This window comes from Synechococcus sp. CS-1328, assembly GCF_025128095.1.
Classification (GTDB): domain Bacteria; phylum Cyanobacteriota; class Cyanobacteriia; order PCC-6307; family Cyanobiaceae; genus CBW1002.
Genome location: NZ_JAHLYT010000067.1, coordinates 1 through 16,861 on the forward strand (window position 1 = coordinate 1; position 16,861 = coordinate 16,861).

Below are 16,861 nucleotides of genomic sequence, written 5' to 3' on the forward strand. Positions count from 1 at the left end.
AAAAATCGAGGGCTTTCCCACCACGATGGGAAGCCAGGCCGGAATCAGACTGGGAAAGCAGCGAATTGATGTTTTCGCGCTGGCTCGCTGAAATTGTACGTAGCGCAATTGATCTCAAGCATCAGGCGTCGCTGAAGCAAAATTGCCTTTGAGACCACGCCGAGACCGCATTGGGCGTTGGCATGGAGCGAGTTGGTTCGTTTTGCTCAAAACGGCCTATGTGCAACACGCTCCTAGAGGCTTCCACCAGCGGAGCGCCGGCCAGGATGAACCCGAACGACGGCAAAAAAGTGAACCACACTGTCACCAGGGTGGCGGCAATCGCCAGAGGCCAGTTGCCGGCGCCAGCGGCGAGGCCCTGGTTCCAGCCGCCCATGAAGCCCACAAAAGCCACCACCATGATCAGCGGGCCCGGTGTGGTTTCGCCGAGGGCCAGGCCATCAAGCATCTGACTGGCCGAGAGCCAGTTGAACTGCTCCACCGCCCCTTGGGCCACATAGGGCAGCACCGCATAGGCCCCACCGAAGCTGAGTAGCGCCACCCGGGTGAAGAAGCGGCCCATCAGCGCCAGGATGCCGTTCCAACCGCCAAAGCTCGCCAGAGCGGCCAGGGGCACAAGCGTCGCCAGGGCCCAGACCAGCAGCGTCACCGCCAGCCGCCGCCTGGAGAAGCGGGCATGGTCCGGCGAGGCGGAGTCATCGTCGTGAAGAGCTGCAGGCTGATCCTGCTCAGCGCTGCTCGATCCGGCCCCGTGGGGTTTGCTCACCACCAGCAAGGAGGGTCGCCAACGGGCGGTCAGCAGCCCGATCAGACCGGCTGTGATCACCAGCAGCGGATAGGGCAGCTTGAGCAGGGTGAGGGCCAGGAAGCCGGCGATCGCGAGCGCCACCAGCAGGGGCGTGCGCAGGGTGCGACTGCCAATCCGCCAGGCCGCCATCACCACAATCGCCAGCACCGCAGGCTTCAGCACCGCGAACACCGACACCAGCAGCGGCAGCTGCCCCCAGAGGGCATAGACGAACGACAGGACGGTGAGAACGAACACCGAGGGCAGCACGAACAGGCCACCGGCAATCAGCCCTCCGGGGATGCCATGCATCAGCCAGCCGAGGTAGGTGGCCAGCTGCATGGCTTCCGGCCCCGGCAGCAGCATGCAGTAGTTGAGGGCATGCAGATACCGCTGCTCCGAGAGCCAGCGCCGCCGCTCCACCAGCTCCCGGTGCAGCAGAGCAATCTGTCCGGCCGGCCCCCCAAAACTCACCAGCCCCAGCTGCAGCCAGAAGCGGGAGGCGTCAGTGAGGGTTACAGAGCTGGGCATCCCGGACGGCATGGGTGAGATGTGGTTGGACTGCATTGTGTTCAGTTGGCTGCATCGGGCTGCGATCTCCCTTCCGGTAGACCAGTCGAAATGCTTTTTGGACTGGCGATTGGCAGTCCAAAATCTAAGCTCCAAACATTGCGCTGCCTTGCTCCAATTGTTGCCCTTTCGATTAAATTGATCTAGACGGATCAGAACGAGGTTTGGCTCTCACCCTGTTGCACATTCGGAGGCCTTTTCTGAATGGGGTTCACCAAGAGTTTATCAACCCGCTTGCCATCCATGTCAACCACTTCAAAGCGGAAGCCCATCCACTCAAAGTGGTCTGCTTCCCGGGGGATCCTCTCAAGAACATGCATCACAAAGCCAGCAAGCGTGTGATACCTCCCCTCTTGATCAACTCCAAAGATGTCCTGGTCGATCAGCTCTGTGAAGGTATCGAGGTCAAGGCCGCCGTCCACCAAAAGAGATCCATCCTCTCGGGTGACCACCAATGGACCTTCCTCGTCGTCCACGGAAGGCAGGTCACCTACAATTCCCTCCATGAGGTCATTGAGGGTTGCAATCCCGCCCACGCCGCCAAATTCATCGGTAACCAGGGCAATGTGAATGCCGCTACGCTTGAATTGTTCAAGAACTGAGAGCGCTCGGGTGCTTTCGGCCACGAACAGCGGAGGCTGTAGCAACGCCTCGAGATCAATCGCCTCACCGTTCAGTTTGGCGGCCAGCAGGCTTCGCACCCGGACGATCCCAAGGCAATCATCGAGGCTCCCTTTGCCAACGGGGAAACGGGAATGACTGCTCTGCAGAATCTCCTGGAGGCTTTCTTCCAATGGCTCCTCCACATCCAGCCAGCAGATGTCTGTACGTGGTGTCATCAAACTCTTGATGGTGCGGTCGCCAAGGCGCAACACCCTCTGCACCATGTCGTGCTCAACTTCTTCGAAGACTCCGAAATCGGTGCCCTGACGAAACAGGGCTCGGATTTCGTCTTCGGTGATGTCTGGCTCACCACTTGGGCTGATACCGAGCATGCGGAGCACAACATCGGTGGAGCGACTGAGCAGCTGAACCACCGGAGCACTGATCTGCGACAGCCAGCGCATTGACGGGGCCATCGCGCATGCCAGAGCTTCTGGATTGGCCAACGCCAGACGCTTCGGTACAAGCTCTCCCAAAACAACGGTCAGGAACGTGATAATGGCCACCACGATTCCAAAGCTGAGCGCCTCGCTGTAGGGCGCCAGTCCTGGTAGCTGCTCCAGCCATCCATCAATCTGCTGGGCCACGGTGGCACCTCCCAGCGCACCGCTGAGAATGCCGACCAAGGTGATGCCAATCTGAACGGTGGAAAGAAACTCGTTGGGAGCTTCCGCCAGCCGCATCGCGACACGTGCGGAGCGGCGCCCCTTTTCTGCGAGTGGTTCGAGCCTGTGACGACGGGCCGAAATGATGGCGATCTCAGCCCCGGAGAACAGGCCATTGGCAATGATCAACAGCAGGATGGCCAGGAGGTCCAGTGCCAAGCGACGTCACTTCTGAGCTAGTGGGCTCCTAAACTAATCAGAACGCCTCGAAAACCAAGCCCTGCTAAGCGGTGGAGTAGGGCTGTTGCCGCAATCGGGACGTCTGCCACCCAATGCAGATCCCATTCAGCCGACAACGGGCAACACCACGCAGAAACAGCTTCCGTCCCCCGGGGCGGATTGCACCGTGATGGCACCGCCATGACGGCGGGCAATGGCCTGGGCGATCGCCAGTCCGAGGCCCGTCCCCCCTTGCTGCCTTGAGCGTGCCGAATCCAGGCGGGTGAAGCGATCAAAGATGCGCTGCCGCTCCGCCGCTGGGATGCCGGGGCCACCGTCGCGTATCGACAGCCTGATCTCCCGGCCGCGCTGCTCAAGCTCAACGCCGATGCGACCACCAGCAGGGCTGTGTTGAATGGCGTTGCTCAGCAGGTTGATGACCAGCCGGCTCAGCTCAGAGTCCACACCCTGCACAAGGGCAGGCTCAATCCACGCTCCCTGGGCGAGCTCCACCTGGGCTGCGGCAGCCATTTCCCCGAAGTCCTCCAGGACATCAGCGGAGATTTCGGCCAAGTCGCACAGGTGTTTCTGGCTCTGGGGACCGGGGCGCTCCAGGCTGGCCAGCAGCAGCAGATCGCTGATCAGTTGTTGGAGACGCCGCCCCTGGTTCAATACCCGATCCAGGCTTGCTTCTGCCTTGAAGGAGATCTGATCAGGAATTGCACCGCGCTCTGCTTCGACAACCGCCAGCAGGTTGGCCAGTGGAGTACGCAGCTCATGGGCCACATCGGCACTGAACTGCTCCTGGCGCCGGTAAGCCTCCAACAGTGGAGCCATGGCCAGACCGGCCAGCCACCAGCTCGCCCCGGCAATCCCCAGCATGGCCAGCAGGAACACGCCGTGGCCCAGCCACCAAAGGCGATGGGCTTCCGCATCAAGGTCTGAAAGGCTGCTGGAGATCTGGAGGTAGCCCCAGACCGGCTCACCAGGACCATGGGAGTGGTGCAGATGAATCACGTAACTGCCCCAGCGTTCCCCGGTCCGATCCCCGGAGAGGGACCAGCCCAGCTGGGCCGGCTTGGCTCCCATGGGTGATGCGCCTGGCGAGCTGGCGATCAAGCGCCCATGGTGGTCAAACACCCGCAGCGTGTAGCGGTTTGGATCGCTGGCACTGAGCGCATGGCGATGGATCAGATCCTTCGGCGGACTGCAGGGTTCTCCGGCCAGGCACAGGCCCGGCAAGAGCGCAGAGAGTGCGGCAGAGGGCCTGGCCGGCGGTGTGGTCTCCATTCCTGTCGCTGCGGTGGTGGATGCGGATGGCAAGCTCCTGGCCTTCGTGAAAAGCGGCACCACCTACGACCCGGTGTTCCTCCAGACCGGCGCCAGCAAGGGCGATCAGATCACCATCACCGACGGCAGCATCTCGCCGGGAGACAACGTGGTGACCCAGGGGGCCCTCTCGCTCTACGCCGAATCGAAGAAGAGCCAGAGCGCCGTCGCAGCCAGTGGGGAATCTCCCGCCCCGTCCTCGGATGCCCCGGCGACCCCAGCCACAGCCGCGCCCACGGCCGCCGCAGGCCCCAACCCCCTGGTGATCGGCGTCGGTGCCGCGGTGGTTGGGGGTGTCGTCGTGATCTCCCGGCTGGGCAAGCAGAACTGACCTCCGAACGACCCGTGCTCTCCCGCCTTCCACGCCATTCCCATGTTTGAACGCCTGCTCAACCAGACGCTCCACACCTCGATCGCCAGGCGCTGGCTGGTTGTTGTTGCCGCCGTGCTGATCACCCTCTGGGGTCTGTCGATCCTCAGCCGGATGCCCCTGGATGTCTTCCCCCAGTTCGCCCCACCCCAGGTGGATGTGCAGACCACAGCTGATGGTCTGGAACCGGAAGAGGTGGAGCAGCGCATCACCGTACCGATCGAATCGGCCGTCAATGGGCTGCCGGGAGTAGAAACCGTGCGCTCCTCCTCGAAGGTGGGGCTCTCGAAGGTCCAGGTGGTCTTTGATCAGAACGCCGACATCAACCGGGCCCGCCAATCGGTGGCGGAACGCCTGCAGCAGATCGAGGCCGAGCTGCCCGCCAATGCCAGCGCCCCGGCCATCTCCCCGCTCGTGTCTCCGCTGGGCACGATCCTGCAGTACGCCTTCACCCTGAAGGGCGGCGGCCCCACGACGCCGATCGAGTTGCGGCGGATCGTCGCTACCACGTTCAACAACCAGATCCTGGAGGTTCCCGGTGTCTCCCAGGTGACCATCTACGGCGGCGAGGAGGCCCAGCAGCAGATCCAGATCGATCCTCAGCGACTTAAGGCCCGCCAGGTGTCGTTGCAAGCCGTGGCTGACGCGGCCAGGGCCGCCAGTTCCAATGCACCGGGCGGCTTTCTGATCGCCGGCGGGCAGGAGAAGCTGATCCGCGCCAGCGGCCAGGCAAGCAGCCCTGAGGATCTCGCTGATTCCGTGGTGACCGACAGCCAAGGCCAGGCGCTGCGGATCGGTGATGTCGCCGAGGTGCGACTGGCCAGTGCCCTCAAGCGCGGCGATGGCAGCTTCAACGGCAAGCCGGCCGTGGTGCTGATGATCAACAAGCAGCCCGACATTGACACGCCAAGGGTGACCCGCGAGGTGGAGGAGCGAATCGCCGACATCAGCAAGACCCTGGCGAGCGATATTCAGGTGCAGTGCACCTTCCGGCAGGCCAGTTTCATTGATACGGCGATCAAGAACGTCAGTGGCTCTCTGATCGAAGGCATTGTGATCGTCTCGGTGGTGATGCTGCTGTTTCTGATGAACTGGCGCACCGCCGTGATCACCCTCAGTGCCATCCCCCTGTCGTTGCTGATCGGCCTGATGCTGATGCGCGCCTTTGGGCTGGAGATCAACACCATGACCCTCGGGGGGCTGGTGGTGGCGATCGGCAGGGAGTTGGGCCTCAGGTAGTAAGTGCCCACCACGACCGCGTCCGCATCCACAGCCACCATCACCGCCTGGCTCTGCTCCACCCACGCCACCCTGGCCTCGGCCTCCGTGATCGCCGGGTCATGGGGGAAGGTTTCGCCGGCGCTGAACACCGGCTCCAGCAGCGCCCACACCGCCGGCCAGTCGACCGCCTCGTAGGGGCGGATCTGCAGCGGGGATGCCACCAGGGCCAGGGATACCAGTTATCAGAACGGTGATCCTCGCCCCCCCTGCTGCCGCCATGCGTGAGGATGTACAAGCAAAGGATGAGGCGGCCCCACCCTGGGCTCGGGCCTTAACGGGAGGGCTGAACTGATGCCTGATCCCACTGCCGCCACCCCAGGTCCGGAGCCGCTGGAACTGCCCGCAGGGGTGCATCAGCTGTGCAGCTGTGGTCGCAGCCGTCAGGGCTGGCTCTGCGACGGCGCCCATCTGGGTACTGGCCGAGTGTCCTACGAGCTGCGCCTGAGCGAGGCGGCCACGATGCTGATGTGCCGCTGTGGCCGTTCGCATCGCTATCCCCTCTGCGACGGCCGCCATGCCGCCCAGCCCCGAAGGCCCTGGTGGCGGCCATGGGGATGAGCGCCTCAATCGTGCTGGCCGCCGATGATCCGGCCGGCCTGGCCCGCTTCTACGGCGCACTGCTGGAGGTGGAGCCGCAGCCGGGGCTGAGTGCCACCCACTGGCGAGTGCCCTGGCCGGCCGGTGGTTGGCTGGAGATCTACGCGCCATCGCGCAGCCGTCCCCAGCCGCAGAAGCTGGGACGCCTGGCTCTGTGCCTTCAACGCCTGTCGGATGGCACGGGCGCCGTTGCCGTGCTCAACACCTGGATCACTGCAGCGCTGGGCCTGGGCGCCTCGCTGCAGGAACCGCCACGCGAGGAACCCTTTGGCGCAGAAGCCTGGCTGCTGGATCCGGAGGGCAACCGGCTGCTGCTGCTGGTGATGCCAGCACCGTGAAGGCCCCTTCATGAAGCCCCATTGCCACCGGTGAAAACCGGTGTCGAACGCCCTGCAGCCCTTGCCGGTTCCTGCAGACCAACCGATCGTGGTTGCAACGGGACTCGGAGGCTCCATTGATGGAAGCCCCCCCCCTGAGCAGAAAGTAGGAGCGCGCCAACAACTGAAAACCACCGGATCTGACAACGATCACGGCTGTTGCCAAGCAAAAACCTCGAACAGCTGCGCCCGCACCCCCTCTGGTCGGCAGCACGGCTGAGCAGACAAATGCCCGGGGCCAACGCTCTGGGCTTTGTTGTGCGGCGGGACTGTCGGGCAGCAGCTGGCTCAGCCCAGCAACTGCGCCGCGCCGGCCCAACCAGCACCCACAAGGGCCGCGGCGCCGATGACCTGCAGAACGCTCCAGCGCCAGCGCAGTTGGGCCAGTAGAGCCAGAGCCACCACCAGCATCGCAACAGGTTGAAAGCTGCCGTCGGCCCAAAGCACGGGGCCGGCGAAGAACACCGCCAGGCTGGCGATGACGCCCACCACGGCTGCGGTGATGGCGGAGAGCGGCGCCCCGAAGCGCAGGTCGTTGCGGCTGGCTTCCACCAGCGGCGCACCGGCCAGGATGAAGCCGAACGACGGCAGAAAGGTGAACCACACGGTCACCAGGGTGGCCGCCACGGCCAGGGGCCAGCTGCCAGCTCCAGCACTGACACCGGCACCAGCCCCGAGCCCCTGATTCCAGCCGCCCATGAAGCCCACAAAGGCCACCACCATGATCAAGGGGCCGGGGGTGGTCTCGCCGAGGGCCAGGCCATCGAGCATCTGGCTGGCCGAGAGCCAGCCGAACTGCTCCACCGCCCCCTGGGCCACGTAGGGCAGCACGGCGTAGGCCCCGCCGAAGCTGAGCAGCGCCACCCGGGTGAAAAAGCGGGCCATCAGTGCCAGGGTGCCGCTCCAGCCCCCAGGCCAACAGCGTCACTGCCAGGCGCGCCGGCGCGAGAAGCGGCAGTGGGCGGGCGTGGGCGTGTCGTCGCCGTGGATCGGGTCCGCTGCGGCTGCCGGCGCGGGCTGGTCGGGGGATGCGCTGGCCTGCTCGCCCCCCTGGCCGGTGGCTGGGGGCGTGACGTGCACCGGGGCCAACAGCAGCCCCGGCCGCCAGCGGCCCACCACCAGCCCCGTGGCGGCAGCCCCGGCCACCACCAGCGGGTAGGGCAGCCGCAGCACGGCTAGGGCCCCAAAGGCAGCGGTGGCGACACCGACCAGCAGGGGCGTTCGCAGGGCCCGGCGGCCCAAGCGCCAGGCTGCCACGAGCACGATCGCCAGCACCGACGGCTTGAGCACGGCGAACACCCCGGCCAGCAGCGGCAGCTGGCCCCAGAGGGCATAGGCCGTGGCCAGGGCGGTGAACACCAGCACCGAGGGCGCCAGAAACAGGGCGCCGGCGATCAGGCCACCCGGAACCCCATGCATCAGCCAGCCCAGGTAGGTGGCCAGTTGGGTGGCCTCTGGTCCCGGCAGCAGCATGCAGTAGTTGAGGGCGTGCAGATAGCGCCGCTCCGACAGCCAACGCCGCCGCTCCACCAGCTCCCGATGCACCAAGGCGATCTGCCCCGCCGGTGCACCGAAGCTCACCAGGCCCAGCTGCAGCCAGAAGCGGGAGGCTTCAGCGAGGCTCACGGAGCTGGGCATCCCAGTGAACATGGGCGAGCGATTGGCGGCCTGCATCCTGTTCAATTCGGGGGACTTCGTGCGCTGGTGCTGGTTGGGAACTGGACGGGATTGGGACTGGCCTGACCCCATGGCGGCTGCGGTGAATAACCTGTCCCCCGCAAAAGAGCAGCGATTCACCGGCCTGGAACGGTTGCCAATGCTCGTCGGTGGTGAGCGGCTCGGTGCTGAGGATCGTCACCACATCATTTGCGTTGGTGAGCACGGAGAAATCCACCTGCAACGGCGGATCAGCCAGGGTGGCCTTGCAGAAGGGGGCCCGGCGTGTGAGCCAGTGCAGCTTGCTGGTGGCGGTGGCAAACAGCCACTGGCCGTTGCTGATCAGGGCATTGAAGGTGCCCCGCTCCGCCAGTTGGGCGGCGCAGTGGTGGAGCTGATCAAACAGCGCGCCAGGATCCTGCGGATCCACCCCAGCTTGTTCCAGCTGCTCGAGAATCCAGCAGAAGGCCGTTTCGCTGTCGGTGCTGCCGAACGGCTGATAGTGGTCCTCCAAAGGAATGGCGCCCTGGAGGTCGCCGTTGTGGGCAAACACCCAGGTCTGCCCGCCCCAGCTGCGGGAGAAGGGATGGCAGTTCTCCAGCGCCACCACGCCGCGGGTGGCTTTGCGGATATGGGCGATGCTCACCAGCGCCTTGGGTGAGCGCTCCGCCAGCTGATCGGCCAGGACGGAAAAGGCCGCTGGTGCCTCCTCCCGCAGCAGGGTGAGGCCATGGCCATCGGGGGTGAAGCTGGCCAGCCCCCAGCCATCGGCGTGCTCGCCGCTGACGCCACCTCGGCGGCTGAGCCCGCGGAAGGAGAAGCCCATGTCGGTGGGGGTATTGGCGTTGAGGGCGAGTAGTTCACACATGAAGGAACGCGCAGGGGGAGGGAATCAGCGGGTTTTGGCGAAGAGACGATCCCAGAGGCCGTCGTTGCCGAAGAACTCCTTGTTCACCGTTCCCCAACCGCCGAAGTCCTGCACGGAGAAGAACTGCTTGACGGGGGCAAAGCGATCCTTCACCCGCTCCCAGATCGTGGAGTTGGTGGGGCGGAAACCCTCCTCCGCAAAGATCGCCTGCGCGTCCTCGGAGAAGAGGTAGGAGACCAGGGCCTCGGCAGCCTTACGGGTGCCCTTGCGGTCCACGTTTTTATCGACCACCGCCGCGGGGCCTTCGATGCGGATGTTCAGCTCCGGCACCACGAAGGGATCCTTGAGATCGCCAGTTTTGGTGGCCAGGATCGCCTCATTTTCGTAGTTCAGCAACACGTCGCCCTGGTCGCGCTTGAGGAACACGTCGGAGGCTTCCCGCGCATCCTTGGGCAGGTTGTCGACGTTCTTGTAGACGCTGGTGACATAGGCCTCAGCCTGCTGGGGCGTGCCGCCGGCCTGGGTGATCGAACCCCAGAGACCCAGGAAGTTCCAGCGGGCACCGCCGGAGGTTTTGGGATTGGCCGTCACCACCGTGACGCCTGGTTTGATCAGATCGGACCAGGAGGCGATCTGCTTGGGGTTGCCGGGCCGGGTCAGAAAGGCCACGGTGGAGTTGGTGATGATGCTGTTGTTGGGCAGCTCTTTCTCCCAGCCGGCATCCACGAGTCCTGCTTCCTCGAGCTTGAGCACATCAGCTGAGAGGGCCAGGGTCACCACATCGGCATCGAGGCCATCGATCACTGCTCGGGTCTGGGTGCCGGAGCCGCCGTAGCTGGTTTTGATCTCCAGCTCTTGGCCAGTCTTGGCCTTCCAGTCGGCGATGAAGCTGGGAAGGATGCGGTCGTAGGCCCCCTTGGTGACGGCGTAACTCACCAGCAGCAGCGGCTGGCGTTCGCCCGAGCCCCCGGCCTGGGGAGTTGCCGATGGGCCGCCGCAGCCGGCCAGGAGCGCAAGAGAACCCGTGGCAACGAGGGCCGCCAGGCGTCGGGACTGAAAAACCACGTTGTCCGGCAGGAAATGTGCAGATACCGTACCACGGTTTACCCATCGGGAATTAGGCCACTAAAAAGCCCCGGCCGACAGGCGCGGGGCTGGGGCGGGTGGTCGTGTGTGGAACCTGGGGCTGTACTCAGCGGGAGGCGCGGAAGATCTGGTCCCAGATGGCCCCAGCACTGAAAAATTTGCTGGTCACCGCTGACCAGCCCCCGAAGGCATTGATGGTGTAGTCCTTCACGACTGGAAACTTGCCGCGTGCATAGGTTTTGCCCTCAGCCGTGGCCGGCCGGAAGCCGTTGTCCACAAACACCTTCTGGGCAGCCTGGGTGTAAAGGAACTTGGTGAACGCCTCAGCCACCTTGCGGCTGCCATTGCGGTCGACGTTTTTATCGACCACTGCCACCGGCTGTGCTGTGAGCACGTTGGGGCTGAAGGTCTTGTAGCCGGCGGTCCATTCGCCCTTGCGCTTGGCCAGGATCGCTTCGGTTTCCCAGTTCAACAGCACATCGCCCTGCTTGCGCTTGATGAAGAAGTCGGTGGCTTCCCGTGCATCCTTGGGGAGGACATCCACGTTCTTGTAGACATCGCGGATGTATTGGCGGGCCTGGGCTTCTGAGCCTCTGGCCTGGGTCACCGAACCCCAGAGGGCAACGAAATTCCAGCGGGCTCCGCCAGAGGTCTTGGGATTGGCCGTCACCACATCAACATTCGGCTTGGCCAGGTCTTTCCAGCTGTTGATCTGCTTGGGGTTGCCAGGCCGCACCAAGGCCACCACGGTGGAGTGAATCGGCGTGGCGCTGTTGGGCAGGCGGCTTTCCCAGCCCTTCTTGATCAGCCCAGCCTGCTCGATCCGGGAGATATCCTCAGCCATTGCCAGATTAACGATGTCGGCATTGAGCCCATCGATCACGGCACGGGTCTGGGAGCCGGAGCCGCCGTAGCTGCCCTTGAAGCTCACGGTCTGCCCGGTTTTCTTCTTCCAGTCGGCCGCAAACAGCCGGAAGATCTGGTCGTAGGCATTCTTGGTCACCGCATAGGAAACCAGCGTGAGGGTCTGAGCTTTGGGTGGCTGCTGTGCCTGCGCCAGGGGAGCATGGAGCGCAGCGGCTGCAGCCGCCGCCAGGGGCAGGGCGGCGAGGCCCGTGAGCAGAAGCTGGTGACGGCGCACGGGAGCCGGCAAGGGGCTGGAATCCACGGTTCATCGATCGGGTACTGTGGTAAGTTACGGGGATGGCGGCCCGCCTCGGTGTGGCGCTGGGCACGCACCCCTGTGGCGCAATTCCCGACCTGCAAACCGTTGTTTGCCTGGCAGACTGACCGGAGTTCCCCGTGCAGCCATGGCCTTCAGCGCCAAGACGGAATACGGCCTGGTGGCCCTGATTGACCTGGCCGCGGCTTATGCCACCGGCGAGCTGCTGCAAACCGGCGAGATCTGCCGGCGCCATGGCATGCCCGAGCGCTACCTCGAGCAGATGCTCACGGCGCTGCGCAAGGGCGGCTACCTCAGCAGCATTCGCGGGCCCCGGGGCGGCTTTCAGTTGGTGCGGTCACCGGAGCAGATCACCATTGCGGAGGTGGAGCAGTGCCTGGAAGGCGAAACCCGCATGGAGCGCCAAGGCGATCGAGAGAACGCTGAGTTTCGGGTTCTAGATGGCCTGGTCAGGCGCGCCGAACAGGCCCGGGACGCTGTGCTGAGGTCCACCACGCTCGCCCACCTGCGACAAGAACGGGACAACCTGCTGCAACCATCCCCCATGTTCTACATCTGATACCAAGGCGTCCCTGCTCGTGTGCCTAGAAATACCGGTATGCCCATCGGAAATGGTGCATAATTCAGGCCAGTTGCTTGCCCTCCGTGGTCTGTTGTCTGCGAATGCGCCTGCTGGTTGCCCTGTCAGTGCCCGAACAACCACCCCGTCGCCCACCCACACCGTGACGTCTTCTTTGCTCAAGCGCCCCTTGCAGCTCACGCTCTATCCGCAGGCCGTGCTCCCTGAAGAGATGAGTTGGCGACTGCATGAGGGGTATGTGCGCTCTGCGACCTGGGATCTTGAGGGCGAGTGCATCACCCTGGGCCTCTGGGGCCCAGGTGACGCGATCAGTTCCGAGCATCCTGCGGTCCAGCCGCTGGAGTGGCAGTGCCTCACCACGGTGGTGGTGGAGCACATCGCGTTCGATCCGCACGAACAACTGGAGTACCTGCGGCGTGAGCGCCAGATGCTGGCGGAGCTGCTCACCATCCAGCGCATCCGTTCCGGCGATCGTCGTCTACTGGCGCTGCTCAGCTGGATTGGCCAGTCCCATGGCCAGGTCAACAGCCAAGGCTGCCGCCTTTCGCTGAGCGAGCTGAACCTCACCCACCGTGGCCTGGCCGATCTCTGCGGCCTGACCCGGGTCACGGTGACCAAGCTGCTCAGCCGTTTTCGAGCGGAGGGGCGGCTGTTGGCCGTGGGTGACAGCGATCTGTTGATCCCCCACCAGCCATGACCATCTCCACTCCCCCCTGGTGCCTGCACTGGGGCCGCGACGGCGAATTGGCGGCCAGTGATCGACAGGAGCTCCTGAGTGCTCTGGTATTACGAGAACGCGGAATGGCCCGCCTGATGCTGGCTCAGGCGCAGCAAAGGGGTGCTGGCTCCAGTTGGCAGCCACCGATGACCCAGCGGCAGAGACCCAGCGGCAGAACAGCATCTCAATGACCCTCTGAATTCATGCCCTCCTGGTCTGTGCCTGGAGGGCATTCTGTTGATCCACACCCATCCAGTCATGAGTCCGATCTACGCCGACAACAGCCTCAGCATTGGCAAGACACCGCTGATCCAGCTCAACCGTGTGTCGGCTGGTTGTGGTGCCCGAATCTTGGCCAAAATCGAAGGTCGCAACCCTGCCTACTCGGTGAAATGCCGCATCGGTGCGGCCATGGTGGCCCAGGCTGAGCAAGATGGCTTGCTGGGTGGGGGCAAGGAATTGATCGAACCGACCAGCGGCAACACCGGAATTGCCCTGGCGTTTGTGGCGGCGGCCAAGGGGATTGCCTTGACGCTCACCATGCCTGAAACGATGAGCCTGGAGCGGCGCAAGCTGCTCACGGCCTATGGGGCCCGTCTGGTGCTCACCGATGGACAGCTGGGCATGGGTGGAGCCATCGCTGCTGCGCAGGCCATGGCCAACAGTGAGCCAGAGCGCTATGTGCTCTTGCAGCAGTTCTCCAACCCCGCCAATCCCCAGATTCACCACGACACCACCGGCCCGGAGATCTGGGAAGACAGTCAAGGCCAGGTGGATGTGCTGGTCTCAGGCGTGGGCACTGGCGGCACGATCACGGGGGTGAGTCGTTACATCAAGCGCACCCTTGGACAGCCGCTGCTCTCGGTGGCAGTGGAACCGGAGGGAAGTCCTGTGATCAGCCAAACTCTGGCCGGTCTGGAGCCCCAGCCTGGCCCACACCGCATCCAGGGCATCGGAGCTGGTTTTCTGCCGGCCAACCTCGATCTTGACCTTGTGGATCTCGTGGAAACGGTCAGTGATGTAGAGGCGATAGCCATGGCCCAGCGCCTGATGCGTGAGGAAGGAATCCTGGCCGGCATCTCCTGCGGGGCTGCCGTCGCCGCAGCCCTTCGCGTTGCCCGGGAGGCACCACAGCAAGGCAAGACTGTCGTGGTGGTGTTGCCCGACTCCGGCGAGCGCTATCTCAGCACCGCTCTCTTTGAAAACGTGTTTGATGCCCAAGGCCTGCCGGTGGCGGCGAGGCCCTGAGGCACCGATCCCCAACAGCAATCCTCAGATCACAAAATCCGGCACAAAGGTGCGGGCATCGCGGCTGGTGATGTGCAGGGCATCACCGGCTTTGAGATCGTGGTAATCGATCCGTTCGCGGGGCAGTTGGGCCATCACCACCTCGCCACTGGCCAAGATGAGTTCGGCCTGGATGTCTCGGCCCAGGTGGGTGAGGCGGCGCAGCACTGCCGGCACGCTGCCCTCCTGGGGATGGCGGTGCAGCTCCAGGTCGTGGGGACGGATGAACAGCTCGCCCCGCTGCTCTCGATTGGGCGCCAGGGGCACATGGGAGGGCAGCACATTCACCGCCCCCACAAAGCTCATCACAAACGGGCTGGCCGGCTGGTCGTAGATCTCGGCGGGGGTGCCGATCTGCTCAATCCGCCCCTGGTTCATCACCACGATCTTGTCGGCCACCTCCATGGCTTCCTCCTGATCGTGGGTCACGATCACGGTGGTGACGTGCATCTCGTCGTGGAGATTGCGCAGCCAGGCCCGCAGCTCCTTGCGCACCTTGGCATCGAGGGCACTGAACGGTTCATCGAGCAGCAACACCCGCGGCTGCACCGCCAGGGCCCGGGCCAGGGACACGCGCTGGCGCTGGCCGCCAGAGAGCTGGGAGGGGTAGCGGTTGCCAAAGCCCTGCAGCTGCACCAGCTCGAGCAGCTCATCGACCCGCCGCCGGATCGCCTCGTGCTTCCAGCCGCGCAGCTCCAGGCCAAAGCCCACGTTCTGGCGCACGGTGCGGTGCTTGAACAGCGCGAAGTGCTGGAACACAAAGCCCACATGGCGCTCCTGCACCGAGCGCGAGGTGGCTTCCTCGCCGGCAATCCAGACCCGCCCGGCATTGGCCTCCTCCAGGCCGGCGATCAGCCGCAGCAGGGTGCTCTTGCCCGAACCGGATGGTCCGAGCAGAGCCACCAGCGAGCCGGTGTCGACATCAAGGCTGACGTTGTCGACCGCCCGGAAGGAGCCGAACTCTTTGCATACACCAGCAACGCGGATGCCCATGACAGGGGAGGAACCAGGACGATGGGCGCCACCCTACAGCGAACATTCCTTTCCCCACCGGTAAACCGTTGAATAAATCCCCGAACGGTGATACGGTCCGCCCACTTCCGGCTTCCCGTCCATGGCTCCTGCGCTCTCAGCCCGCCGCCAGGGATTCTCCTGGCCGAGCTGGCTACAGCTCAGTTGGTCCTGGCGGATTACCTGGCTCTACCTGGCCCTGGTGCTGTTTCTGCCCCTCGGCGCCCTGGCCCTGAAGGCTTCTGCCGTGGGCCCGGCCCAGTTCTGGCAGCTGGCTACCTCCCCGGAAGCCCTGGCCACCTACCGCATCAGTTTTGGCCTGGCACTGCTGGCGGCCCTGATCAACGGGGTGTTTGGATTGGTGATCGCCTGGGCCCTGGTGCGCTGCACCTTTCCCGGCCGGCGGCTGCTGGATGCGTTGATTGATCTGCCCTTTGCCCTGCCCACGGCGGTGGCGGGTCTGGCCCTGGCCGCGATCTACAGCAACAACGGCTGGCTGGGCGCACCGCTTCAGGCCCTGTTCGGCATCAAGGTGTCGTTCACCTGGCTGGGGGTGGCCATCGCCATGGTGTTCATCTCCCTGCCCTTTGTGGTGCGCAGCGTCGAGCCGGTGCTGGAGGCCCTGGAGCACGATCAGGAAGAGGCCGCCTGGTGCCTGGGCGCCAGCCCCAGCCAGACCCTCCTGAAGGTGGTGCTGCCGCAGTTGATGCCGGCGATCCTGGCCGGCGTGGCCCAGGGCTACAGCCGGGCGGTGGGCGAATACGGCTCGGTGGTGATGATCTCCTCCAACGTGCCGTTCCGCGACCTGATCACCCCCACCTTGATCATCCAGAAGCTGGAGGAATACGACTTCGCCTCCGCCACGGTGATCGGCATGGTGATGCTGATGTTCTCGCTGCTGAGCCTGTTGGTGATCAACGGCCTGCAGGTGTGGGGCCGTAACTGGGAAGCCAATCCGGCGCAGAGCGCCTGACAGCCGGGTCCAACGGAATCCTTTTGATCTCTTATCCATTCCTGCACTGATCGATGCGATCACTTCTGCGTTCTGCCGCCCAGGCCCTGCCGCGCCCATCGGCGTCGGTTCTGATTCCCCTGATCGCCTGCCTCTATGTGGGGGTGATCATCCTGTTGCCTGCCCTGGAGGTGGTGGCAGGAGCCTTTGCCAAGGGCCTGACGCCCTTCCTGGAGAACTTCCAATCAGAAGATCTGCGTTCAGCGGTGTTGCTCACCCTGCGCTGCACCCTGATCGCCGTGCCGGCCAACACGATCTTTGGCCTGGCTGCCGCCACGGCCATCGCCCGGCGCCAGTTTCCCGGCAAGGCCCTGTTGCTCAGCGTGATCGACCTGCCCTTCTCGATCTCTCCGGTGGTGGTGGGCCTGATGCTGGTGCTGCTCTATAGCCCCACCAATGGCCTGCTGGGAGGGATCGTGAGCAGCCTGGGCTGGAAGATCATCTTCTCCTGGCCCGGCATGGCCTTGGCCACCATCATCGTCACGTTCCCCTTCATGGCCCGGGAGGTGATCCCGCTGCTGGAAGAGGAGGGCTGGGACCAGGAGGAAGCCGCCCGCACCCTCGGGGCCAGCAGCTGGCAGGTGTTCTGGAAGGTCACCCTGCCTTCGGTGCGCTGGGCTGTGGTCTACGGCCTGATCCTCACCACCGCCCGGGCCCTGGGG

19 protein-coding genes are annotated in these 16,861 nt (G+C 64.5%); 10 read left to right on the top strand and 9 right to left on the bottom strand.

Going from position 1 to position 16,861, the window contains the following annotated elements:
* Positions 1-121: 121 nt before the first annotated feature.
* The 3 genes from chrA to KQ310_RS12175 all read right to left on the bottom strand — a co-directional run bounded on the left by chrA (position 122) and on the right by KQ310_RS12175 (position 4,086).
* Positions 122-1,318 (bottom strand): chromate efflux transporter, encoded by a 1,197-nt coding sequence (chrA, locus tag KQ310_RS12165; RefSeq protein ID WP_259721999.1) that lies wholly within the window; start codon positions 1,316-1,318, stop codon positions 122-124.
* 191 nt (positions 1,319-1,509) lie between these two features.
* Positions 1,510-2,844 (bottom strand): hemolysin family protein, encoded by a 1,335-nt coding sequence (locus tag KQ310_RS12170; RefSeq protein WP_259722000.1) that lies wholly within the window; start codon positions 2,842-2,844, stop codon positions 1,510-1,512.
* Between the two features lie 126 nt (positions 2,845-2,970).
* A complete protein-coding gene (locus tag KQ310_RS12175) occupies positions 2,971-4,086 on the bottom strand; it encodes a cell wall metabolism sensor histidine kinase WalK (protein ID WP_259722001.1) in 1,116 nt (371 codons plus the stop codon).
* Between the two features lie 37 nt (positions 4,087-4,123).
* Here KQ310_RS12175 and KQ310_RS12180 point away from each other — a divergent pair, with 37 nt between their 5' ends.
* From KQ310_RS12180 to KQ310_RS12200, 5 genes are all read left to right on the top strand, one after another.
* Positions 4,124-4,504 carry a hypothetical protein gene (locus KQ310_RS12180; protein ID WP_259722002.1) on the top strand — a complete coding sequence of 127 codons (381 nt, stop codon included), beginning with the start codon at positions 4,124-4,126 and terminating at the stop codon, positions 4,502-4,504.
* A 42-nt stretch (positions 4,505-4,546) separates the two neighbouring features.
* Positions 4,547-5,782, top strand: coding sequence for an efflux RND transporter permease subunit (locus KQ310_RS12185; RefSeq protein WP_259722003.1), 1,236 nt, complete (start codon positions 4,547-4,549; stop codon positions 5,780-5,782).
* A 3-nt stretch (positions 5,783-5,785) separates the two neighbouring features.
* Positions 5,786-5,959, top strand: a complete 174-nt coding sequence (locus KQ310_RS12190) for a hypothetical protein (RefSeq protein WP_259722004.1) — start codon at positions 5,786-5,788, stop codon at positions 5,957-5,959.
* Between the two features lie 156 nt (positions 5,960-6,115).
* Positions 6,116-6,382, top strand: a complete 267-nt coding sequence (locus KQ310_RS12195) for a CDGSH iron-sulfur domain-containing protein (RefSeq protein WP_259722005.1) — start codon at positions 6,116-6,118, stop codon at positions 6,380-6,382.
* Positions 6,379-6,759: a VOC family protein gene (locus tag KQ310_RS12200; protein WP_259722006.1), complete on the top strand. Its 381-nt coding sequence runs from the start codon at positions 6,379-6,381 to the stop codon at positions 6,757-6,759. Before KQ310_RS12195 ends, KQ310_RS12200 begins: the two co-directional genes overlap by 4 nt.
* Positions 6,760-7,086: 327 nt before the next feature.
* Here the strand turns inward: KQ310_RS12200 and KQ310_RS12205 are convergent, their stop codons facing one another.
* The 5 genes from KQ310_RS12205 to KQ310_RS12225 all read right to left on the bottom strand — a co-directional run bounded on the left by KQ310_RS12205 (position 7,087) and on the right by KQ310_RS12225 (position 11,561).
* A complete protein-coding gene (locus KQ310_RS12205) occupies positions 7,087-7,683 on the bottom strand; it encodes a chromate transporter (RefSeq protein ID WP_259722007.1) in 597 nt (198 codons plus the stop codon).
* A gap of 39 nt (positions 7,684-7,722) precedes the next feature.
* Positions 7,723-8,436 (bottom strand): chromate transporter, encoded by a 714-nt coding sequence (locus KQ310_RS12210; protein WP_259722008.1) that lies wholly within the window; start codon positions 8,434-8,436, stop codon positions 7,723-7,725.
* Complete coding sequence (locus tag KQ310_RS12215) at positions 8,411-9,322, bottom strand: class II glutamine amidotransferase (protein WP_259722009.1); 912 nt, start codon at positions 9,320-9,322, stop codon at positions 8,411-8,413. The genes KQ310_RS12210 and KQ310_RS12215 overlap by 26 nt, the downstream gene beginning before the upstream one ends.
* 24 nt (positions 9,323-9,346) lie before the next feature.
* Complete coding sequence (locus KQ310_RS12220; RefSeq protein WP_259722010.1) at positions 9,347-10,387, bottom strand: sulfate ABC transporter substrate-binding protein; 1,041 nt, start codon at positions 10,385-10,387, stop codon at positions 9,347-9,349.
* Between the two features lie 127 nt (positions 10,388-10,514).
* On the bottom strand, positions 10,515-11,561 hold the full coding sequence (locus KQ310_RS12225) for a sulfate ABC transporter substrate-binding protein (RefSeq protein ID WP_259722011.1): 1,047 nt from the start codon (positions 11,559-11,561) through the stop codon (positions 10,515-10,517).
* Positions 11,562-11,718: 157 nt separating this feature from the next.
* Here KQ310_RS12225 and KQ310_RS12230 point away from each other — a divergent pair, with 157 nt between their 5' ends.
* The 3 genes from KQ310_RS12230 to cysK all read left to right on the top strand — a co-directional run bounded on the left by KQ310_RS12230 (position 11,719) and on the right by cysK (position 14,137).
* Entirely contained in the window at positions 11,719-12,150 is a 432-nt protein-coding gene (locus KQ310_RS12230; RefSeq protein WP_259722012.1) for an Rrf2 family transcriptional regulator, read from the top strand.
* A 163-nt stretch (positions 12,151-12,313) separates the two neighbouring features.
* A complete protein-coding gene (locus tag KQ310_RS12235) occupies positions 12,314-12,868 on the top strand; it encodes a Crp/Fnr family transcriptional regulator (protein WP_259722013.1) in 555 nt (184 codons plus the stop codon).
* Between the two features lie 279 nt (positions 12,869-13,147).
* Positions 13,148-14,137 carry a cysteine synthase A gene (gene cysK / locus KQ310_RS12240; RefSeq protein WP_259722014.1) on the top strand — a complete coding sequence of 330 codons (990 nt, stop codon included), beginning with the start codon at positions 13,148-13,150 and terminating at the stop codon, positions 14,135-14,137.
* Between the two features lie 24 nt (positions 14,138-14,161).
* On the opposite strand, the gene KQ310_RS12245 is transcribed toward cysK, so the two are convergent.
* The gene (locus KQ310_RS12245; protein ID WP_259722015.1) at positions 14,162-15,169 is read right to left on the bottom strand and encodes a sulfate/molybdate ABC transporter ATP-binding protein; all 1,008 of its coding nucleotides are present in this window, start codon (positions 15,167-15,169) and stop codon (positions 14,162-14,164) included.
* 121 nt (positions 15,170-15,290) lie between these two features.
* Here KQ310_RS12245 and cysT point away from each other — a divergent pair, with 121 nt between their 5' ends.
* Positions 15,291-16,160, top strand: a complete 870-nt coding sequence (cysT, locus tag KQ310_RS12250; RefSeq protein WP_259722016.1) for a sulfate ABC transporter permease subunit CysT — start codon at positions 15,291-15,293, stop codon at positions 16,158-16,160.
* Between the two features lie 53 nt (positions 16,161-16,213).
* A partial coding sequence (locus KQ310_RS12255; RefSeq protein WP_259722017.1) for a sulfate ABC transporter permease subunit occupies positions 16,214-16,861 on the top strand: 648 nt, incomplete at its 3' end.